This window comes from Dysgonomonas sp. 511 (genome assembly GCF_010501105.1).
Classification (GTDB): Bacteria; Bacteroidota; Bacteroidia; order Bacteroidales; family Dysgonomonadaceae; genus Dysgonomonas.
The window spans coordinates 226,574-247,639 of record NZ_QVMQ01000011.1; the positions used below are offsets into that span (position 1 = coordinate 226,574).

The 21,066-nt window shown below is 31.9% G+C and carries 18 protein-coding genes; 7 read left to right on the forward strand and 11 right to left on the reverse strand.

Annotated features, from left to right (window positions below; all coding sequences use genetic code 11):
- Position 1: 1 nt before the first annotated feature.
- The 3 genes from D0T57_RS07135 to D0T57_RS07145 all read right to left on the reverse strand — a co-directional run bounded on the left by D0T57_RS07135 (position 2) and on the right by D0T57_RS07145 (position 2,971).
- Positions 2-1,003, reverse strand: coding sequence for a hypothetical protein (locus tag D0T57_RS07135; RefSeq protein ID WP_163272305.1), 1,002 nt, complete (start codon positions 1,001-1,003; stop codon positions 2-4).
- Between the two features lie 3 nt (positions 1,004-1,006).
- Positions 1,007-1,942: a DUF6175 family protein gene (locus tag D0T57_RS07140; RefSeq protein ID WP_221412294.1), complete on the reverse strand. Its 936-nt coding sequence runs from the start codon at positions 1,940-1,942 to the stop codon at positions 1,007-1,009.
- Positions 1,943-2,491: 549 nt separating this feature from the next.
- Positions 2,492-2,971: a hypothetical protein gene (locus D0T57_RS07145; RefSeq protein WP_163272307.1), complete on the reverse strand. Its 480-nt coding sequence runs from the start codon at positions 2,969-2,971 to the stop codon at positions 2,492-2,494.
- Positions 2,972-3,123: 152 nt separating this feature from the next.
- On the opposite strand from D0T57_RS07145, the gene D0T57_RS07150 reads away from it, so the two are divergent.
- Together D0T57_RS07150 and D0T57_RS07155 are read left to right on the forward strand one after the other, a co-directional pair.
- Positions 3,124-3,672, forward strand: a complete 549-nt coding sequence (locus tag D0T57_RS07150; protein WP_163272309.1) for a hypothetical protein — start codon at positions 3,124-3,126, stop codon at positions 3,670-3,672.
- Positions 3,673-3,706: 34 nt separating this feature from the next.
- Positions 3,707-5,200 (forward strand): protein kinase, encoded by a 1,494-nt coding sequence (locus tag D0T57_RS07155; RefSeq protein ID WP_163272311.1) that lies wholly within the window; start codon positions 3,707-3,709, stop codon positions 5,198-5,200.
- Here the strand turns inward: D0T57_RS07155 and D0T57_RS07160 are convergent.
- Positions 5,155-6,423, reverse strand: a complete 1,269-nt coding sequence (locus D0T57_RS07160) for a DUF5053 domain-containing protein (protein ID WP_163272313.1) — start codon at positions 6,421-6,423, stop codon at positions 5,155-5,157. The genes D0T57_RS07155 and D0T57_RS07160 overlap by 46 nt on opposite strands.
- 50 nt (positions 6,424-6,473) lie before the next feature.
- Positions 6,474-6,713: a hypothetical protein gene (locus tag D0T57_RS07165; RefSeq protein WP_163272315.1), complete on the reverse strand. Its 240-nt coding sequence runs from the start codon at positions 6,711-6,713 to the stop codon at positions 6,474-6,476.
- Between the two features lie 137 nt (positions 6,714-6,850).
- On the opposite strand from D0T57_RS07165, the gene D0T57_RS07170 reads away from it, so the two are divergent.
- From D0T57_RS07170 to D0T57_RS07185, 4 genes are all read left to right on the forward strand, one after another.
- Positions 6,851-7,045 (forward strand): hypothetical protein, encoded by a 195-nt coding sequence (locus D0T57_RS07170; RefSeq protein ID WP_163272317.1) that lies wholly within the window; start codon positions 6,851-6,853, stop codon positions 7,043-7,045.
- Between the two features lie 19 nt (positions 7,046-7,064).
- Positions 7,065-7,391, forward strand: a complete 327-nt coding sequence (locus D0T57_RS07175; RefSeq protein WP_163272319.1) for an SH3 beta-barrel fold-containing protein — start codon at positions 7,065-7,067, stop codon at positions 7,389-7,391.
- A gap of 2 nt (positions 7,392-7,393) precedes the next feature.
- A complete protein-coding gene (locus D0T57_RS07180; RefSeq protein WP_163272321.1) occupies positions 7,394-7,711 on the forward strand; it encodes a hypothetical protein in 318 nt (105 codons plus the stop codon).
- A 100-nt stretch (positions 7,712-7,811) separates the two neighbouring features.
- Positions 7,812-8,399: a tyrosine-type recombinase/integrase gene (locus D0T57_RS07185; RefSeq protein WP_163272323.1), complete on the forward strand. Its 588-nt coding sequence runs from the start codon at positions 7,812-7,814 to the stop codon at positions 8,397-8,399.
- 517 nt (positions 8,400-8,916) lie between these two features.
- Here D0T57_RS07185 and D0T57_RS07190 read toward each other — a convergent pair.
- Positions 8,917-9,684 carry a hypothetical protein gene (locus D0T57_RS07190; RefSeq protein WP_163272325.1) on the reverse strand — a complete coding sequence of 256 codons (768 nt, stop codon included), beginning with the start codon at positions 9,682-9,684 and terminating at the stop codon, positions 8,917-8,919.
- A complete protein-coding gene (locus D0T57_RS07195; protein WP_163272327.1) occupies positions 9,674-11,062 on the reverse strand; it encodes a phage integrase SAM-like domain-containing protein in 1,389 nt (462 codons plus the stop codon). The genes D0T57_RS07190 and D0T57_RS07195 overlap by 11 nt, the downstream gene beginning before the upstream one ends.
- Before the next feature lie 491 nt (positions 11,063-11,553).
- On the opposite strand from D0T57_RS07195, the gene D0T57_RS07200 reads away from it, so the two are divergent.
- Positions 11,554-12,762 (forward strand): site-specific integrase, encoded by a 1,209-nt coding sequence (locus tag D0T57_RS07200; protein WP_163272329.1) that lies wholly within the window; start codon positions 11,554-11,556, stop codon positions 12,760-12,762.
- A gap of 1,106 nt (positions 12,763-13,868) precedes the next feature.
- On the opposite strand, the gene D0T57_RS07205 is transcribed toward D0T57_RS07200, so the two are convergent.
- From D0T57_RS07205 to D0T57_RS07220, 4 genes are all read right to left on the reverse strand, one after another.
- Positions 13,869-16,577, reverse strand: a complete 2,709-nt coding sequence (locus D0T57_RS07205) for a substrate-binding domain-containing protein (protein WP_163272331.1) — start codon at positions 16,575-16,577, stop codon at positions 13,869-13,871.
- A gap of 72 nt (positions 16,578-16,649) precedes the next feature.
- The gene (locus D0T57_RS07210) at positions 16,650-17,534 is read right to left on the reverse strand and encodes a carbohydrate kinase (protein ID WP_163272333.1); all 885 of its coding nucleotides are present in this window, start codon (positions 17,532-17,534) and stop codon (positions 16,650-16,652) included.
- Between the two features lie 20 nt (positions 17,535-17,554).
- Positions 17,555-18,730 (reverse strand): MFS transporter, encoded by a 1,176-nt coding sequence (locus D0T57_RS07215; RefSeq protein ID WP_221412193.1) that lies wholly within the window; start codon positions 18,728-18,730, stop codon positions 17,555-17,557.
- A gap of 21 nt (positions 18,731-18,751) precedes the next feature.
- The gene (locus D0T57_RS07220) at positions 18,752-20,947 is read right to left on the reverse strand and encodes a GH32 C-terminal domain-containing protein (protein ID WP_163272335.1); all 2,196 of its coding nucleotides are present in this window, start codon (positions 20,945-20,947) and stop codon (positions 18,752-18,754) included.
- Positions 20,948-21,066 lie beyond the last annotated feature (119 nt).

Genomic DNA, 21,066 nt, shown 5'->3' on the forward strand with positions numbered 1-21,066 from the left:
TTTATCTAATTATTAATGTGTTATAAATTTCTCTTTTAGGTTGATTTTTTGCATATTCCACAGCAATTTCCCTATATGTCTTAATTCTCATCTGTCGTAATTGAAAATCTCTATCAGATTGTTTCTTAGCATGTTCCAACCTGTCATTGTATTCTTTTACTGATTGCTCCCATTCTCTAAGTTCCTGATTTTGTATTGTGGTCGAAACTTCTTTTACAAAAGAAATGACATTCTGAAAAAATGAAACATCAGGGTTTATCTGTGATACAAAGTTCATTACTTGCGAAGCTATTTCTTTGTTAGGAGATTGAGACCATAGAGATTGAGCTTTCTGAAATGCTCTTTTTCCTTCTGCTTCTATCTTTTTAGTATAAATTTCTCCTTGTAGTCTCAAACCTGAATGATAACAGTCAGAGCAAACATCAGGAATCAAAGCCAAATTGTAGATAGCTTGATTGTAATTTCCTTGTTGAGAAAGTGCTGCTGCTGTTTTTATTATGGATTCACAATTTGCCTGATAGAAAGCAATGATTTTCGTTTTTCCATTCTCTATAAAGGTTGTAAAGTCAGGATTATTGGGATTAATCTTTTTTATTGCTCCAATTAAAGCCTTTGTTTCATTGGTTCCAACTCCAATAAACGAAATAGTTGTTGTTGAAAAAATCTTTTGTTCAACCATATCATCAATAGAAAAAGTAATATCAAAGTTTTGAGACACCATTTGTGGTGGTCCTGCTACAATATCTTTGCTTAATACATTGACAGTTGTAGTGATGACAAAACGAGGATTTACATCTGTTGAAGCAATACCATTATTGGCTACAATTTCTTTCATCTTTGTTTCAATAAGTGAAATTGCTTCTTTGGATAGGCTTGAACTGCTTGAAATTTGATTTTGAAGCGTAATTTTTCCAAAATCATCTATTGTTTGTGATTTTACAGATACTATGCTGAAAATCATTGCTACAATACTGAAAATCTGTTTTATAGTAATCAGTTTCATAGTTTACTTTTCTCCTAAAACTAAAATTGCTTCTCCTAATCCCCTCGTCATCAACTTTGCGTCTATATTGAAAGGCGAACTTTTCAGATATTTTTGTAATTGTCTGCCAAATTCCCTCGCATCCATGTTGCCTTTCATAGGAATGCGCACTTGTTCAAATAAGATAAAGTTTTCAGTAGCATCGCTCATATTGAATTGGCTATTAACTGTATTCTTTCTCATCCAATCATTGATATGAGTTATTATTTCTTCTCCATTGATTTCTTTTTCCAATGTGAAATCTGTATTTTCCCATCGTTTTACAGAAAGAATAATTTCCCTTCCATTTTTGGAAATATCTTTATAGAATTTATCCATTTGCCCTGTAAACTCTTTCATCCTGTCAGATACAGCCTTTTCCAACATAATAGGAACAATACTTTCGTTTGTTGGTATATCTGTTCCTGTTGATGAGGCAATTCTTTTGCTTGTATAAGCATCAAAAGCCTCCAATGTAAAGGAAATTGATTTTCCTGTTGCTGTTTTGTTTACTTTCCACCAAATTTGAATGACAATATCAGCTTTTGCCCTTTTCTTTAATATATCTAAAGGCGATTCAGAAAGGAAAGAGCCTGTTGCTGAGCTTTGAGTTACATTGTCTTCTGCTATTCGTTGCTGAATGTTTTTTAATTCCTGTTCAGCATCTTTCAGTGAATAATTTTTCTTCAACATCAATGTGCCAATTTTACTAATAACCTGCCCCAATTCAGTGTCTTCCTGAAATGCCATTTTATAATCAGGAACTTTCATCATTGTTCCCTGATTATTGTATTCAGTCATAAAGTAGCGTTGATTGCACCAATTATCACTTGGGAGAATCATTAAAGAAGGATTCTTGGATTGAGAAAATGATAACAAGGGAATGATAACAAGCAATATTATTAATGTGGGAGTTTTCATATCTTATGAAATCTATATTGTTATACCTCAATTATTTTCAACATCTTCTCTCTTTTACTCCTAAGTGGCTTATTTGAAGGACAATTAGGATTAATATATTTCGTTGCTCCTTTGAGGAGAATAGGAGTGTTACAATATTTGCATAAAAGCAAATCTGCAGAGGTTCTTAATGCTCTCATTTTAGTTCTCATTTGTCGATTGCCTTACTCTCTTAGAGGATTTTCAGATACTCCTTTTTCTCAGCACCAAAGAAAAGTATTACAAAAAAAAGAAAGTGGGTGCTGAAAACTTAATCTGAAAGAAACAGGCTCTGACAAAGCCTCTAAGCATCAAATATAAGCAACAGCCCCACCATATACGAGGATATGATGAGAAGAATATTGGCTTATTCTCTGCTTAGATTTTGAACTGTCAGATTCGTTTCTTAAGAATAAAGCTACACTTTCTGTGTATCACAAAATATGTCTGTACTGTGAAGTACAGTACAAATATATAAAATTTTGTTAATACACATCGGGCTGTTACTAAACTTATTTATAGTCAAATATTTTAATCTCCTATTGTTCTTACTGTTTTCTCAATAGGCACTTCTATTTGATGAAGGTCTTTAACTTTTGCATTGTAACCACTCACTTTCACTTTGTAAGTTTTGAATAATCCCAATAAGTAGCTTTTTGTTTCAGTATCGTAACGAGGCGTGATAAGCATGTCAGCATCACTTTGTTGCAATGCTTTATACATGGCTGCACTTTTTACTTTATCAATTCGTCCACCAAAGATAGAGTTACTAAGCCCTGCATCTTTCGCCTCAGTGAACTTATTATCTCCTGCCACTCTCCAAAAACCAAAGAGATAAGAAGAACTTGCTTTTGCTTCAACCTTTTCTTTACTGATATCTAAATCAGCTTTTAGTACATCTGTATGTACTTCTGTACGAGCGAAAGGAGCAACATAACCTGTTTTGCTGATAGAGCCACAACTTGTCATCAGAATGATGGTCATCAATAATGGGAAGAACATTTTTTTCATAGATTGAATAAATTTAGTTTGTTAAAAAAATATCAGGTCAAAAGTATAATGCTTATTCTGAATATTCCCAATCCATTTTGTACATTGCATCCATATTGTCCATAATGAATTTTTATGAGATATTTACCCTATTTTTGCTGCAAAATTTAGCTATGATATCACCTGTAATCAAAGAAAAATTAGAATATCAATTGGGTAAAGAAATACGTTACCCATCTGATTGTGAGCATTTATCATTTGATATAGAAAAATGCACTAAGCAAAGAGTTAGCACGAATACCTTAAAACGATTACTTGGATTTATTGATGGTGTGAAAGAACCTCGACTTTACACATTGGATGCGATAGCTCGATATATAAACCATAAGAATTGGGACGAACTATTGGAAAGCCTTGTCCAATCAGGAAACTCTTCATTTACATCCATTGAAGAAATAGATATCCAAAATATAAGCATTGGAACAAAAATCAGGTTTACTTACTCTCCTGACAGGATTGTTACAATAGAATATATTGGGGATAATAAATTTTCTGTTATCGACAGTTTAAACAGTAAGTTAATTGTAAATGATATTATTGAAGTTAGCCATTTTGTTCTCAATTATCCCCTCATTGTATCGAATGTAATAAGAAATGACATTTCAATAGGAAAGTTTACAGCAGGAAAAATATCAGGAATAACTTCTTTATCTATTTTATAAAAAGGATTTATCTTTGTCGAAAATCTGACAAACTATGGAAAGTTCTTCTTTTGATGAATTAATTAATTGTAAATCATTTGATTTTAGTGAGATACAGAAATTATATTCAAATGGTAATACAAGTAATACTTATAAAATATATTTAGAAGGTAAGTGGTATTTCCTTAAACGTCCCAAAGATGAATATTCTAATCATCCATTATATAAAGCTGCATTTGAGAAAGAATTTGAGATTGGCTCTAAAATTGAACATCCCAATATATCGAGCTATTTAGAAAAAGGCTACGATTCAAATGGAATATACCTTTTAGCTCCTTATATTGAAGGGTATACCTTAAAAGAGTTTCTTGAAAAAGAACCTGACTATTTCCATTCAAAAAGCAATCTTAAAAAATTTATTCAACAGTTACTTTCTGCCCTTGAGTATCTGCACGAAAGGCAAACCCTTCATTTAGATTTAAAACCTGATAATATCCTTATTACAAAAATCGACCATGATGTTAAAATAGTTGATTTGGGTTTTGCCTATACTGATAGTCATCAGTATGAAACATCAGGAAAAAGCGAACGTTATGCTGCTCCTGAACAAGTAGATAACTGTAAGAATGTTGACCAACAGGCTGATATATATAGTTTTGGATTATTGGTTTTGTATGCCTATACAAGTTCAGATAATAAATCATTATTAAATAAACTGCCTAAACCTTATAAAAACTGTATAAGTAAATGTTTAGAAGAGAATAAAGATGATAGGTTTAAGGATATTTTATCTATACAAGACTATCTTACTCATAGATATAAATTAAAAAGGAGATTGACATGGGCTATTGTGATTCTTTCTATTTTGGTAATCATTGGAGCAATGCAATTCCTTTTCTATAAAGATAGAGCACCTCTTGATATAAGTAATATGGATGTTCCTGAAGATATAATGCAAAGATTATCTATTAATACATCAGTTGATTATATTAAGGAACAATATGGAGAACCAAAAGATATTTATGAACTCGATTCAATGTTTGCTTTCTATACATGGACATTTAAGAATATGGAGTTGACGACACTTGTTAAAAACAATAACTCGATAGAAAAAATAAATTATCGCTTAACTGATAAAGCGAATTTATTATATGATGATATGCTATCAGGATGTGAAATACCAAATTTGGGAAAAGCCACTTTTGGAGATTTCTTTGATGGCTATAACTTTGATGGAAATTTTATTTCTTGGGGAGGAGATTTTTGTGTTGATTTATGCTTTTGTCAAGTGGAAACTGATCAAATCACAATTGTTCTGGGGCCTAATAGACCAACTAATTATATGCTAATAAAATTATATTCAACAAAGGTTGACTTACTTGAACTTAACGATGAACTTATAGCAAGGCTTTATCACAATGGAGTAGGAATCCTTACAAAAGCAGAAAAGCAATATATATTTGAAAAAGTAAAAAAAATAAAGATTGAGGGTATATCCTATTCCTATAAAGAGTTTGGTTTTCCTTTAACGCCTTTTAGGATAGATTGATTAAAAACTGTTTTTGTAGCTTTATTTAAAATACACCTAATTGTCTTAAAATCAATTCTCCTCCTATATTTACCATCTTTTCGCAACCCTTTGAATGATGTTAAGAATATATCATTAGTTTGCATCCTATATTCAGATAATACATTGTTACATACATCAATAAATGATTTTAATTCGATATTGTAGGGTAGTCCTGAAATCCTTGTTAATGTTCTTGATGATATCTTTATATCATCAGAATTAATTTTATCTCCCCTGATAAACCTGATATCTGCTCCATGTTGGCTATCCACACATTTCACACCAATAGAGCCATCAGGAACATTAAATTTCCAATTTATCGTATTATTTGTATATTCAGTTAAATTATAATTTTTCAATTGATTATACGTTCCAATATATTCATTTCCAATGTATATATGAAAATTGTCATCTAATTTTTGGGGAATAAATAAGGCAAGGCATACAGGGCAATTAGTATCATCAAAAACATTATAATTTAATGATATTAGCCCCAATAAACGATTGTGGAATAGATTTGATGTAATAAAACTTTCAGGTAGTATTGCAACCACATAGTCACAATCAGACAGCATAATATCCAAACATAGTTTATAAACGTCATCATAATGAGTATCAGGATATTTCAATTTTCTTCTTGTTGCTGAATTTTTAGCTAAATATGGAGGATTTGTGATACAAATATTAAAGCCTGAAGGAAAATTTCTAATAGTATCTCTTTTTGTTACAGAATATTGTAGAACATTATTCTCAACAGGAGGAGCAATATCAAAACATACCCAATTACTTATATCATTGTCAACATCTTTCACTAATTTAATGATGTTATTTGACCCTGCGAATGGCTCTAAAAAGCGACTGTTCTTATAGTTAGGTATCATGTTTAGCCATTCAATAAAGAGTTTATGGTTGAATGGATTACTTTTTGTATAATATTTTGCTTTTTGCTTGGTCTTTCTTTTTTTGATTTGCTCTAATTCCTGAATGGATTTATTTAGAGTTATATCAATATCCTTTAATGCTGAAATTAGAATATCAATCTCATTATCATTGATTTTATATTTTGAGCCATTAACAACGCTTTCATTTATCTTTTGATACAACCATTGCCTACTTTTGTTATAATATTTTTCAGATATAAAAGAAAGCGATAAAATTGGTAATATATTCTCTAATTTATCTTTGATTTTGCTCTTTTTCATTTTGCAAAAATATTACCAAATGGTAATAAAAACAAAATTGAAAGATATTATTAATTTTTTCTTCCTCTATTAGTCGATTTAGCCAACAATATCCCTTTCCTGATAATACATTTTTTATTCAGATATTGTTTTTCCTCAGATAAACCATAGTTACGCAAGCTACCATAACTAATACCAATGGTATCAGCATCAAAATGCTCAAATATATTTGCAATGCTCCCAAAATAGTGATGTCTGCCATCTATTTCAACATGGATAACAGTCCTTTCCTGCTTATTTTCTTTTTCCATTTAATTTCATTTTTTACAAACATAGCTAAAATATGACAAATAATAAATAAATGTAATATTTTCTTTAGTATTTTATTGCATATATTAAACATATGTCATATATTTGTATTGTATTCAAATAGTAAATAAGAGAAGTTATGAAAGCAAAAGTAGGTCTATATCATTTCTGTCATAAGCGCAATATGTGGGCAGTATATCAATATACATCAGTTACAGAAACAAGCTCAACTGCTCGCCATATTGAGGATTATGGATATTATGAGGATGCAGTTAAGGCTGTCTATCGCCTTAATGGATGGGGAGAACCTAAAAGTATAATTAAAAGATTTTAAACTATTAAAAATTCAAGATATGAAAAATACTATCAACAACTTAGCATTATTAAACAGAGCTACAAATATGGTTTTAAGTGGTTATGACCTTACTTTATCACTTCAAACATCAGCATTAATAGAGGTTTTACAATTCAAATTAATGAATGGTACTGCTCATTTCTTGTATAAAAAGAAAGATGGTTCGATACGTGAAGCATGGGGGACGTTGCTTGAAAGGGTTGTAAATAGCACCACGAATGGATATGGTGTACCTCGCAAATATTACAACTGTCAAGCATATTTCGATATTGAATTACAAGTGTGGAGAAGTTTTAGATATGAGAATCTAATTGCAATACTATAGCTATGGAAATGGCAAATTACATCTTATCCATATTGAAAACTAACCTAAATATAGTATGGTCTTGGGGTTTCAATTCTCCAAAGTCCATACAGAATGGGTTATCTTTTAAAGTACAGGGATTTCTTCATAAAGGTTGGGTATTGGTGGAATACAATGAAGGTTCTGACCTTTTTGATATAAAGTTATTGTCTGTCCAATTAAAGGAAGTAAAATCTATTAAAGGCATATATGTTGATGAATTGATAGATGTAATTGACGATGCTGTCGAATGTTGCGAAAATTATGAACAGAAAGTAAAAGAAAAATATTCACTTTTATAATAAGTGAAACAGCTAAATCATTGATAAACTAACGATTAAATATTTTACGCCAAAAAGGGCATTCACTATCAACGATTAACCAACAAAACTGAATATTATTATGAGTAAGAAATTTCAAAATACAACTGCTGATTATCTTGAATGGGATAGTAATATATTGTTAATCTCAAAACTCTTTCAAGATGGAAAATATATATTTAGTCTATTGATTGCATTGGGTTCTTTCTTTGGCATCAGGATTTCTGACCTCTTGAATTTGAAATGGAATGATGTTTTAAATGCTGATACCTTAATCATTATCGAAAAGAAAACTAAGAAACAACGCACTATCAAAATTAATGAACAATTAAAGAAACATATTGTATCATGCTATAAGCAAATACAACCACTATCACCAAATGACCATATATTTATAAGTCAAAAAAATAGTGTTTATTCAGTTCAGAGAATAAATGTAATATTTAAAGAAATTAGGGTAAAATACAATTTGAAAATAAAGAATTTTTCCACTCATTCAATGAGGAAAACGTTTGGTCGTCAAGTTTATAATAATGCAGGGAATAACGCTGAATTAGCTTTGGTAAAACTTTCTGAGTTATTTAATCATAGTGATATAAGGACTACAAGAAAATATCTTGGTATTAGAACTGAGGAATTGATGGAGGCGTACGATCTATTAAGTTTTTAGACAATTTTATTTCCTAAAATGAATAATGTATAGCAATATAATTATACGAATAAAAGGTAACATATCCCTTTAGGGGAAACTATTTATTTTCTTCACATATACAATAAAATATACAAAGCTCATCATCCAATGAAATTAGTTCTTTTGTTACGCTTGAACAACAACTTATATTTATTATATAAGTTTTTTTGTATTTTTCCCATTAATGTCTTTATATGTAATATGGAGTTGGGGTTTTGGCATACCATCAAATTCAGCTCTATTAAAATTGTCATATGTAGTAGATATTAAGTTATTTTTAAATATTAGATAATACATATGAGTGAAAAATATGATTAATGGGACTGTATGTTTATGACCATGTTGTGATTGATTAATTGGCGAAACATAATCTATGGTTTGATAGTCATTCTTATCAATAATTGATGCAGAATCAGAGGTTGTAATCTAAACTGTGTCAGTAAAGAATAAATTATTAACTTTACTAACACAGTTTAGATTACAACCTCGTGATTAACTATCTTTTATTTATATCTGTCAATCTATCAGTCAGAATACCATTCTTTATGTTATTCTTTACATCTTCCTTTGAATACAATATAGGTCTTTTTCCCATTTCTGATATTTCAATAAATTTACCTTGCTCTTTCCACTCATCAATAGTTGGTCTTGATATATCAAAAATATACGCAAGGTCTTTATTGGTTAATGTGTCTCCATCTGAGTATCGTGAAAAATAGTCATCAACATATTCAGACAATGATTTATTTTGAGTAGATAAACTTTCTTTTGGCTTTTCAACTGTTGTTTTTCCACCACCATCATTATAGTTATTATATAAATCATTCATTTCTTTAATAGCTTTTTCAATAAATGACATTTGCACATCTGTCATTTCTTTAAAAAATTTAGCTGTCTGATATTCATTTTTTGCCCCTAAATTATTTTTTATATTCTCTTTATAATGCTTTTCACAACTTATTATATAAGAATTCCAATCCATGTAGTTCTTTAGCTCATAGTCTAATTTTACATTATCAAATAATATTATTTTATCATTCAAATAGGCTAACAGACTGCACCTGTCATTAAACAATAGATTGTCCACATTTTCCCTTATGTTATCAACATATTCATTATATAGATTTTCTAAATGATTGTAATAGGCTTCGCTGCCTTGAATACCCAAAAATCCATTATAACTATGCTGTTCAAATGATATTTTATCATCAGATGTAGAAAATTCGACTCTTTTTAATTCTGTTACCAAATTCTTATTTTTCATTTTTCTTGCCTTTATTAAAGTTTTCAGCCATTGATACAGCATTATCCACACTATCAATTTTTATGTATTTTTGGAGCATATCATTACTACTATGCCCTGTTATTTTTCTAACTTCATCATAAGTATATCCTCTCAGTACTAAATTTGTTGCTCCACTTCTTCGAGCTGTATGACTTGAGACTAAATTATATCGAGGCTCTTTAATCAATTCAGTAATACCACCCTTAGTTTGATGATATTCTTCTATCTTATCAATCCCAGCTCTTTGTGCAATATTTTTAATATTCTTATTCAATTCGACACTATTTATGTATGGCAAATTGTAATTATATCTTTGTAATATTTCTTTTAACTCATCCCAAAGTATTGGAATTATTACTCTACCTTTTGTTTTATGAGCTGATTTCTCAATAACTTCTGTTGTTACATCATTATGAATAATATTTTTAAAATTATTAGGTTTAATAACTGAAAAATCAGAATATCTCAAACAAGTGTAAGCTCCAACCAAGAATAAATCCTTGGTAATTTGTTCTTTTATATTCAATGCTTGGGTTTTATATATTGCTTGTAATTCATCCTCATTTAGGGCTATTGAGTATGACTCTTCTCTTGGTCGTATAAAATAATCTCTTTCATATTCAGTTGAATTACTTACTCCTTCTTTTAAGGCACGCTTCATTATAAATTTCAAATTCTTAATGTGCTTTGAGCCTATTGTATTTACGCCTAATGGCTCTTTTACATAATCTAATTCACCTTTATCATCAAATATTTCTTGTTCTTCCAACAAGAACTTTACATAGTCGTCATACCAACTGTTGTTTATATCTTCAAAATATGTAATTCTCTTGTTTATTCTATCAAATTCTTGTAAACATTTTAAACAAGTAGTATGACTATCAATTGTTCCTTTTTCGTATTTTTTTCCATTAGTTGACTGAACAAATGTTCCATCCTCCATGCCCTTAATTTTTCTTTCATAAAAGCTAACTAAACTTGGGCTTTCTTCCACCTGAATTTTTCCCTTTATCTCCAATCTTTTGTCTAACTCTTTTCTTAGATATTCATTAGTTAACTCAATACTATTTAGTGAAGCGTTAGTTATTATATGTTTTATATTAGATTTGATTTTCTCAATTACATTTTCAGCTAATTCTATATCTGCTGTATAAATTTTATATTTTTGTTGGGATGGTTTTATTGGTTTCTGTTTTTTACTATCCCAACACTTTGTTGGTATTGATATGGTTTTTTCTACATGGGGAGCAATTAAGTAATATTTAAACTGCTTGTAAGGTTTGTGATTAATCAATAGGAACAAACATGAAAATTCCTTGTTGGGATATTTTAGATGAAACTTACAATTTAGAGCCATACACTGAGATTTATTATATAGCAAAAATAGTAAGTAATATTTATAATGGGGTATATTTTGGGGTATATTTTTAATGTAAATTTTTTTATATTTAGTGTAAAGTATCAAAATTGACAATGTAAGATATTTACATTAACATCATTAAATCAATATTTTATGGGTGTTAAATATAAGTTGATGTAAAATAACAATCAGTCCAGGTGGGACCACAAAAGCCGAAGCCAAGATTCGGTCAAAATTAAGAAAAGCCTTCTAAATGTTTAATTTAGAGGGCTTTTTCAGTTTTTATAAACTTCTCTTTGGTCATCTTTCAGACCCGAAAAAGTCAATCTAAAGTCAAAAACCGTTACTAAAACATTACCTATTTTCAAGATATAATTTAGGTAATGGATAAAGCAATAAATATCTTATTTACTACAAGTTGTCGCAGAGTTGTCTGTCATTCTTCAAAGCGAAAAAACAAAAATTTGTAACTAAAAAATTGAAGAATTATGAAGTCAACATTCAGGACATTGTTTTATGTAAAGAAAAATCAACCTAAAGCAAATGGCAAAGTAGCTATAATGGCAAGAATAACCATTAATACAAAGGTTGCTCAACTAGGAACAAAATTAGAAGTCAATCTCGAAAATTGGGATGCAAAAGCAGGCAAAGCTATTGGTCGTACAAATGAAGTAGCAGAAATCAACAGGGCTCTACATGACTTATCCTCAAAGATAACCAAAGCCTACAATCGAAGAATGGATGAAAATGGTTATGCTTTCCCCGATGAAATAAAAAATGATGTTTTGGGATTTGAGGCGTCCGCTAAGACACTAATCAGTTATTTCACGGAGCATAATAACCAATACAAAATGAAAGTCGGGAAACATACTACTCATAAAACTTATACCAGATATGAGCTCGCTAAAACCCGACTCATTGACTACATGAAAGAGAAACATGGAATTGAAGATATTTCAATAAGAGAACTCAACCTTGCATTCATCGAAAACTTTTACCTGTACCTTATGGATAAATGCAATCTTCATAACAATACAGCTATGAAGTGTGTACAACGATTCAGGCGGGTTATTAATTTTATCAAAGCGACCGGGGAAACGGTTAACGATCCTTTTATCAATTTTAGAATTCGATTTCAGGAGACAGATAGAGAAGTTTTGACACAAGATGAGATAGATCGAATCTGGAAAAAGAGTTTCAGAACCCCTAAACTAAATACAATCCGTGATATTTTTATATTCAGTGTATATACAGGACTTGCCTACGTTGACGTATCCAATCTGATGGAAACAAGTGTGCAAAAAGCTTTTGACGGCAATTTATGGATAATGATTAAAAGAACAAAGACTAATGTCAATTCAAATATACGTTTGCTGGATATTCCTAAGCAGATTTTAGAAAAGTATAAAGGGAAACAGAAAGACGGGAAATTATTACCTGTTATCTCTAATCAGAAGATAAATGAATACTTGAAGGATATAGGAGAACTATGTGATATAGATAAACCGCTTTCATTCCACATGGCAAGGCACTCGTTTGCAACGACAATCACCCTATCCAATGGAGTTCCAATAGAGACGGTGTCAAAAATGCTTGGACATCGCAGTATTCGCACGACTCAAATATATGCAAAGATCACAGATTTGAAAATCAGTAAGGATATGGATGATTTGGCAAGGAGAATTGACAAAAGATAGAAAGATAGATTCCCAATCATGATATATCAAATTTAGAGAAGTTGATTTTTCAACTTCTCTTTTTTTATGCTTTATTTCAGCTGAACACAAAGAAATCTGAAAGAGAACAAAATGGCAAACTCACAGCCTTTTGGGTTTTATCGAAAATCTCCATCTTTCAGATAGTATTTTCTCAAAAAGTTTGCCCTATTTATTCTCTTCAAAAAAGAGGTGTTTATCAGTTGAAAAAAGGAAAATATATTTAATACTATCTTTATATAGGTAGAACAATCAATAGAACATTATATCTGTTATTATATCGAACATTCTAACTTTCGATAGATAGATTTATCTATGTTACTATCGTACTTTCGAACAAACGATAGAACGATAAAAGAATCTAACATTTCTACAAGCGTCGTAACGTTAGTACGTTCCAACATGCTAACGTTCCAACACACAAACAAACGGCAAAACGACTGATTATTTAGTCTATCATAAATATGTTTATATGCTCGCTTGCACTTTCGTATAGCAAATACTACAATGTTGCGAACAATAAAACATCATTTCTCAAGTTATCATTTTCTTTTACATGGTAGAGGTTGGCATCGGTTGGCGCAGGTAAGTTTCTATTTTATCTAACGTGAGTTCGAAATAAAAATATCTAAATATCAGTATATTATGTGTTTTTTTCTTGCGCCCTTTGTGTAAATCCTTGCGTACCTTGCGGTTAAGCCTATATTTTTTTACCACAAAGAGTGCAAAGTAGAGCCGCAAAGGACGCAATTCGCCATATAATCATAACAGTATCAGCATCTTCTTATTTCGAACTCACGTTTATCTAATACATAGATTCTAATTTTGCAATGTAAATTTTGATGCACGTCAGTGCATGGCAAGGTATGTTTTGAGTACACTCAAAACGTTTTAAGTGCCTTAAAACACCTTGTCCACTCCTCTGAAAGTCGGGGGAAATTAACTCCGGAGTCGTCAATTTTGTAGAATAATAAAAACAACTAAAGTTTATGGAAAGTAACAATCAAAGAAAATGGAAAAAGGGAGGGCGAAAACCAAAGTTAGATCCTGCGGTTTATTTTATTGGTATTCTAAAAATTTATAATGAATTATTTTGACTTAATGAATTCTGTAGGGCTAACTTTATAAAATTCTTTAAAACATTTTGTAAAATAAGAAGCTGAAGAGAATCCAGATTTATATGCAATTTCGGAGATTGGCGTACCTGAAATAATCATTTGGGCAGCATATTTTAGTCTCAATATTCGAATAAACTCATTGGGTGAATATTCTGTTATAGACTTTATTTTCCGATATAATTGTGACCGGGACAAACCCATATATTGCGCAACTTCAACTATATTCATATCTGGGTCTGTTATATTATCTTCTACATATTTTTGGAATTTATTAATAAAAGATTGCTCTATTTCCGCCAAAGTCGTTTTCTTTGAATCACTAAGTAAATTGTTTGTAAATGCGTCTTTTATCTTTTGCCTGTTTTCGATTAATCGATCTATTCTTATTTTCAATAACTGTGCATTAAATGGTTTTGGTATATATGCGTCAGCACCACTTTTAAATCCTTGAGCTTTTTGTTCATCCAAAGAACAAGCTGTAAGCAAGATTATAGGGATATGACTTGTAAATATATTTTCTTTTAGAGTGTTACAGACCTCAAAACCATCTATGCCCGGCATCATTATATCACAAATAATAATATCGGGTAAGAACTTTATGGATAGCTCAATTCCTGTGCTTCCATTATCAGCTTCAATTATTGTATAGTCTTTGTGTAATATCAATCGCATATAATTCCGCATATCGACATTGTCATCTATAAGCAGAATAATCTTTTTATCTTCACTTAATATATTCTCAACAAATATTTTTTCCTGCATTGACTCCGCATCCGTTAGGAGCAAAGATTCGGCACTTCTGATTGCATGAGTATCACCAGATACTACTATATCTGTTAAATCCTGTTCATATGGAAGTAGAACATCGAACACTGTTCCTTTTCCTTCTATGCTTTCTACAGATATTACACCTTTATGCAAATCAACAAGCGAGTTTGTAAGAGCCAATCCTATTCCGGTACCTGAATCTGTCGGATTAACTTTGTAAAACCTATTAAATATATTATTTATTTTATCTGGAGGGATAGCTTCTCCATCATTAAATACTGATAGTTTAAAATAGTCTGCATCATTATATTGGATTTTTGTAATATTTATATGAATAGTTCCATCTTTTCTAGTATGTTTAAATGCATTTGACAAAAGATTAAAATATATCTTCTCTACCTTTTCTTTATCAAAAGGAATAATATAATTATCATCATCTGTGGTAAAAGTGAAGTTTATGTGTTTTCTCTCTGCATAATCTAAGAAGGCAATATTTAAATCCTCCAGAAATAACTTAATATCACCTTTTACAAACTGAATGTCTAATTTCCCATTTTCATATTTCCGGAATTCGATAATTTGAGAAAGTAGATTTAAAAGACTGTTACTGCTTCTTTGGATGATTTCCAGTAGTGCTTTTTGTTTTGCAGAAATATTTCCGGAATTTAAAAGTGTGTCTATTGGTCCTAGAATCAGAGTAAGTGGAGTACGGAATTCATGAGATATATTTGTAAAGAAGACCAGTTTTGCATTCGTTGCTTCTTCCAATTGTTTAGACAAAGAAACCAGTTGATTCTTTTGTTCTTCCAATAATCTGTTTGATTTACTTTTGTTCCGATATGCAAGGGCAGATACGACAAGTAGAATTGAAATCAACAGAAGTACAAGAATAGTACCATAGAAAAGAGTTTGTTGATTAGAATATTGTTTAAGGCTTTCGTCTAAAAGTTCATTTATACGCTCTACTTTTTCCTGATGGTTTGCTATTTGTTCGGTTTGTAATTGGAGTACTCTGACGTTACTTCTATCAACTACTGCTGTATGCAGGATATTTTCTTTAAGATATGGCTTATTTTGTAATATCTTTAATGCCAGATCAATTATCTTATCTCCTCCAGTGGGGTAAATAAATGAAGCATTTTGTATCCCTTTTTCTATATTTTCCATACCACCGCCTTCACCTGGCAATGCATCAATTCCTATGATAAAAGGGAAACGCCCACTATAATTAGAAACAGCCTCATGTACCCCTAATGCCATCGGGTCATTCATAGCAAATACAAGATCAATTTCTTTAAATGAATTCAGTATCTTGGTCATCTCTTTTTCGGAATCTTCTTTTAAAAAGTTTCCTCGGCATTCTGCAATAATTTTTATATCAGGATAATTTCTGATTCCATCGATGAAACCTGCATGTCTCTCTGCATCAGAGGTTGAGCCATTCCAACCTCTCATTTCAACAATATTTCCCTTGTTATTCAGTATGCCCGCTGTATATATGCCTGCTTCTTTACCAATTTGATAATTATCTGCTCCTATATAAGCAGTGTAGTCTTCTGTATCAATTTTTCGATCAACAAGGATGACAGGAATCCCCATGTTATACGCTTTCTGTACAACGGAGGTTATTGCAGTAGACTCATTTGGGGAAACAACTAATAAATCGACACCATTCTTTATTAATTCTTCAATATCTCTTATCTGCTGTTGTGTATCGTCCTTAACCGTTTTTATATCAACTTCGATATTTTGATTGATAGAGGCTTCCAGTAAGATTTCGTTGTTCATTGTCCGCCTCCATAAATCATCGCTGCATTGTGAAACTCCAATGATGTATTTACTCTTTTCTTCTCTATTGCAGGAACATAAGAGACTAAGTATAAGTATGAGTATAAGACAGGTTTTGTTCATGGTGGATTTAATATAATAGGCAAATCTATAAAAAGCATCGTAATTAAAAGTTAAATACGATGCTTTTATATTTTATTTCCTAAATAATTCCAGGTAAGCATCCGGCAATTTAGGCATAGCACCATGTTGTGTACATACATAGGCTGATACCTCAACGGCTAACTGATGTGCGTTTGTGAGTCGTTGACCGTGCAAATATGATGCAACAAAAGCAGCTGTAAAAGAATCTCCGGCACCGACAGTGTCTGCTACATGTACTGTTGGTGTTGGTTGATATGATGTTTCTTTGGGTGTAAATACAAAACTACCATTTGTTCCTTTTGTTAATACTATAATATCAAGTTCGTATTCTTCGAGTAAACGTTTACAGATTTCCTGTTCATCATTTTCTTTGTATCCGTACAACTGTGCGACTAAAACAATTTCTTCGTCATTAATTTTTAACATATTTGAAAGTTGCAAAGATTCATGTATCAATTCTTTAGAATAAAAATGCTGGCGAAGATTTATATCAAATATCTTTAAGCTGTTTTCAGGCATGCTTTTCAGAAACCTTTTAATAGTTTCTCTCGATACGCTGTTTCTTTGTGCCAAAGATCCAAAAGATACTGTCCCCGTATTTTTTGCCAGATTTTCGGTCTTGGCAGTAAAAGGAATATTGTCCCATGCCACGTTTTCACATATCTCATATTCAGGAATTCCTTCCTTATTCAGTTTCACATTTACTGTTCCGGTAGGGTAATCTGTAGTCTCTATCAGGTAATTCAATTCTTTTTTTGCCAGGCATTCCAATATTTCCTTACCTAACAAATCATCTCCTACGGCACTTACGGCGTGACCGTTATATCCGAACTGCGATACATGGTATGCAAAATTTGCGGGGGCACCACCCATCACTTTTCTTTCTGAGAAAATATCCCATAATATTTCTCCAAGTCCTACAATTGTATTATTCATTGCTTATTTCTTTATTAGATTTATTCAATAGAATTCATTTTATCTTTAATTCTGGTTGCTAAGAACAGAAGATAAATAACCCCAATACTCATAACTATCAAAGCTCCTATTTGAGAATTATTTAATGCTTTAGTTGCCTGTCCCATGAAAAAAGGAAATATAGTTCCGCCAAACAAGCCCATTATCATAAGTCCCGATATCTCGTTTTTCTTATTAGGCATGTAAAGCATTGCACGTGACAATATAACGGAAAATACATTGGAATTTCCAAAACCAATCAAACCTATACATGCACACAAAATAATTTCACCTTGCAGGAAGTAAAGCCCTCCCATGCCCAAAGCTATACAGAGTACACTTAACCCGAAAAACTTTTTCGCTGAATAACGTGCCAAGATGAAAGTTCCAATAAAGCAACCTGCAGTACGAAAGGCAAAATAAACGCTTGTTGCGTAATTGGCATCATCGAGATTTGTCAAGCCTAATCTTTCCATTAATATACGGGGAGAAGTGACATTAGTCCCGACATCAATTCCCACATGGCACATGATACCTAGAAAACAGAGCAATATAACCCCATTTCCAAGAAGCTTAAAACATTCGGAGAATGTCGCACCTTTACCTTCTTCTTTCTGTTCATCAATACGGGTCATACCAAGCCATAATACTGTTATCACCGAAATTAATAGAAATAAGGGATAAATCATGCGCCAGTCATCAAACATTAATGAGGCCTTTGTTGCTATTAGCGGAGCACTGAACGATGCTATTGCTTTTACGAACTGTCCGAAGGTTAGGGAACTTGCCAGTTTATCACCTTTTACAATACTCGACAACAGAGGATTCAACGAAACCTGCATCAGGGTATTGCCTATTCCCAATAAAGAAAAGGTTATAATAAGCGATGTCTTGTCATACCATACAAACGGGATTATCATTGACAAGGCAGTTACCAATAAGCTGATAATTACTGTTTTTTTTCTCCCGATTCGGGACATTAGTATTCCTGTAGGAACGGAAAATATAAGGAACCAAAAGAAAACCATAGACGGAAATATATTTGCCGTAGCATCATCCAGTCCCAAATCTTTTTGTGCATAGTTGGTGGCAGTACCTACCATGTCGACAAATCCCATACAGAAGAATGCAAGCATTATGGGAAGAATCTTTGTGTAAAATCCTTTATTATTAGTCATGATTTTAATTATTTCAAAATATTATTTAATCTTATGGATAGTTATATCCTTGACATTGATATTACCTTCAAATTTCAAAGAGTTATAAGGTTCTGATGGGAATATAATGTTTGTAGAAACCAGTTCACCATCATTAACAAACAGTTCTGAAGATGCATTATCTATAAAGAGACGAATCTTATAAGTATTCTTTTGGGCTAGAGGTGCTTTTATTACTTTTAGTGCAAATTTTTCACTAAAATCAGCAACTCCGCTTTTCGACCTATCTGTTAGAAGTTCTCCATCTTTCAAATTGAAAGAATATTTCAGTTGTTCTTTTCTCCGGTTTTCGAGTGTAAAACTAAATTTTTTTGCACTTCCGGCTTCTAAGGTCATTTCTACCTCATATGCCCCATCATTTTTATCTAGAAGTTTATCAATGGTATAAGTACTTTCTACCTGAATATCTTGCACTTTCTTCGATTCATTTCTTAAATTGACTATTTCCTTTACAGGAGGATTACTTATAACTAAATGTTCGCCATTGTGTGTAAGTTTTAATTCGCGAGGCAAAGTACTGGCACTTTTAAAATTGACTGTCGGCACTTCTCTTGCATAATCCCAGTTATTCATCCATCCAATAAAAATCCGACGATTATCCGGAGCATCATTCCAAATAACACCGGCATAGTTATCCCGTCCATAGTCAAGCCATATAGGATAAGATAGTTTATCGGCTTTAAACGTTTTTCCATCAAAATCACCGATAAAATACTGGGTGGCACTTCCTCCATTAGGACCGCCAGGATTGATACTGACAAATAGTACCCATTTAGTTTTTCCATTATAAGTTAAAGGGAACAGGTCAGGGCATTCCCAAACTCCATCATGTCCACCAAGCCCCTCTCCAAATTCGCTCAGTTTCTCCCATTCTTTCAAATTTTTTGAACCATAGAATGTTATGGTCTGTGAAGTAGCCAATGACATGACCCATTTTTGTGAAACTTCATGCCAGAACACTTTCGGATCACGGAAATCAACAATATTGGAATCTGTAAGTACAGGGTTTCCATTATATTTTGTAAAAGTTTGTCCATTATCCAGACTATAAGCAATGCTCTGGGTTTGCCTTTCAGCTGCGGATGTATAAATAGCGACCATCGCGTTTTTTCCAAAACCGGCAGTGTTATTCTTATCGATGACCGCACTTCCTGAGAAAATAGCCCCCAGTGAATCCGGTGTTATCCCTTCTTGTTGATGTTCCCATTTAATAAGATCCTTAGATTCCGCATGCCCCCAACTCAAATTACCCCATAAAGAGCCATAAGGGTTATGCTGATAATACAAGTGATATTTTCCATTATGGTATACCATACCGTTGGGATCGTTCATCCAGCCATATTTAGGTGTAAAATGGTATGTTGGACGATATTTTTCATTAACATTAAAATGAAAGTCATCCGATTGCTTAATTTGAGAATATCCTATACTATTCTTATCTATATAAGAGAATACTAAATCTATATTATCACCTTTGTATCTCTCTATGTCTATTGGGACCCAATAGGATACCTCCGATTGGGCAATATTAATGTTCATAGGCACACCTTCTGCTTGTCCATTCACTATTAGTTGTGTACTTATTTCCGGAGCGGAATCATCAATTGGAACCAAAATATATTTTTTATCTGCCTTGAAAGAAATTTTATGATCAATCATAACCGAACTTTTTTCCATATTGCTCATTATAATTTGGTCTACAAGGATATGCCCCCATCCTCCATCATGGTTATCTGTAATAAGTATCTTGGCTTTTAGACCCTTATATTGCCTAACATCCCATGTAGTCCATTGTAAAGTCTCACTATTTACGAGCGGAGAATTTTTATATATACTTTTACCATCTACCAATAATTCGATATATATATCACTACTCTTCCCTCCTCCCAGTAAGAAATTGATATATTCCCGTTCAATTTTGAATTCAGAAGAACTTAATGACCCTTTTAGTTGGTCTCCTCCATTATAACTATTAGCCAGAAATTTTCCATAGAAACCGTTTACTTCCTGTTGATTGGGGCATTTCCCTTGAGCCGGAGTAGTACCAAAAGCAGTTCCTTCTATTGTCCATTTATCATATGTTCCCGATTCAAAATCGTCAATAACAATATCTTCTGATGAGCATCCGGTCATTATCATCAGTGAGGTGCAAAAAAGTAATCCTATTTTTTTTTTCATGGTTTAATTAATAAGTTTATAATATTGATTGAATTTTTTATTGAAGAAATTCTTTAACCAAAGATTTAAAGTTATATCCTTTTTTACAAAGGAATAATTAATGCCACAATAACGCTATA

Coding starts and splice junctions, on each gene's coding strand:
- D0T57_RS07160 (WP_163272313.1), bottom strand. CDS start 6,423: ATGAAAAAGAGCAAAATCAAAGATAAATTAGAGAATATATTACCAATT.
- D0T57_RS07135 (WP_163272305.1), bottom strand. CDS start 1,003: ATGAAACTGATTACTATAAAACAGATTTTCAGTATTGTAGCAATGATT.
- D0T57_RS07220 (WP_163272335.1), bottom strand. CDS start 20,947: ATGAAAAAAAAAATAGGATTACTTTTTTGCACCTCACTGATGATAATG.
- D0T57_RS07175 (WP_163272319.1), top strand. CDS start 7,065: ATGAAAAATACTATCAACAACTTAGCATTATTAAACAGAGCTACAAAT.
- D0T57_RS07210 (WP_163272333.1), bottom strand. CDS start 17,534: ATGAATAATACAATTGTAGGACTTGGAGAAATATTATGGGATATTTTC.
- D0T57_RS07145 (WP_163272307.1), bottom strand. CDS start 2,971: ATGAAAAAAATGTTCTTCCCATTATTGATGACCATCATTCTGATGACA.
- D0T57_RS07165 (WP_163272315.1), bottom strand. CDS start 6,713: ATGGAAAAAGAAAATAAGCAGGAAAGGACTGTTATCCATGTTGAAATA.
- D0T57_RS07140 (WP_221412294.1), bottom strand. CDS start 1,942: ATGAAAACTCCCACATTAATAATATTGCTTGTTATCATTCCCTTGTTA.
- D0T57_RS07215 (WP_221412193.1), bottom strand. CDS start 18,730: ATGACTAATAATAAAGGATTTTACACAAAGATTCTTCCCATAATGCTT.
- D0T57_RS07185 (WP_163272323.1), top strand. CDS start 7,812: ATGAGTAAGAAATTTCAAAATACAACTGCTGATTATCTTGAATGGGAT.
- D0T57_RS07150 (WP_163272309.1), top strand. CDS start 3,124: ATGATATCACCTGTAATCAAAGAAAAATTAGAATATCAATTGGGTAAA.
- D0T57_RS07190 (WP_163272325.1), bottom strand. CDS start 9,684: ATGAAAAATAAGAATTTGGTAACAGAATTAAAAAGAGTCGAATTTTCT.
- D0T57_RS07155 (WP_163272311.1), top strand. CDS start 3,707: ATGGAAAGTTCTTCTTTTGATGAATTAATTAATTGTAAATCATTTGAT.
- D0T57_RS07205 (WP_163272331.1), bottom strand. CDS start 16,577: ATGAACAAAACCTGTCTTATACTCATACTTATACTTAGTCTCTTATGT.
- D0T57_RS07170 (WP_163272317.1), top strand. CDS start 6,851: ATGAAAGCAAAAGTAGGTCTATATCATTTCTGTCATAAGCGCAATATG.
- D0T57_RS07180 (WP_163272321.1), top strand. CDS start 7,394: ATGGAAATGGCAAATTACATCTTATCCATATTGAAAACTAACCTAAAT.
- D0T57_RS07200 (WP_163272329.1), top strand. CDS start 11,554: ATGAAGTCAACATTCAGGACATTGTTTTATGTAAAGAAAAATCAACCT.
- D0T57_RS07195 (WP_163272327.1), bottom strand. CDS start 11,062: ATGGCTCTAAATTGTAAGTTTCATCTAAAATATCCCAACAAGGAATTT.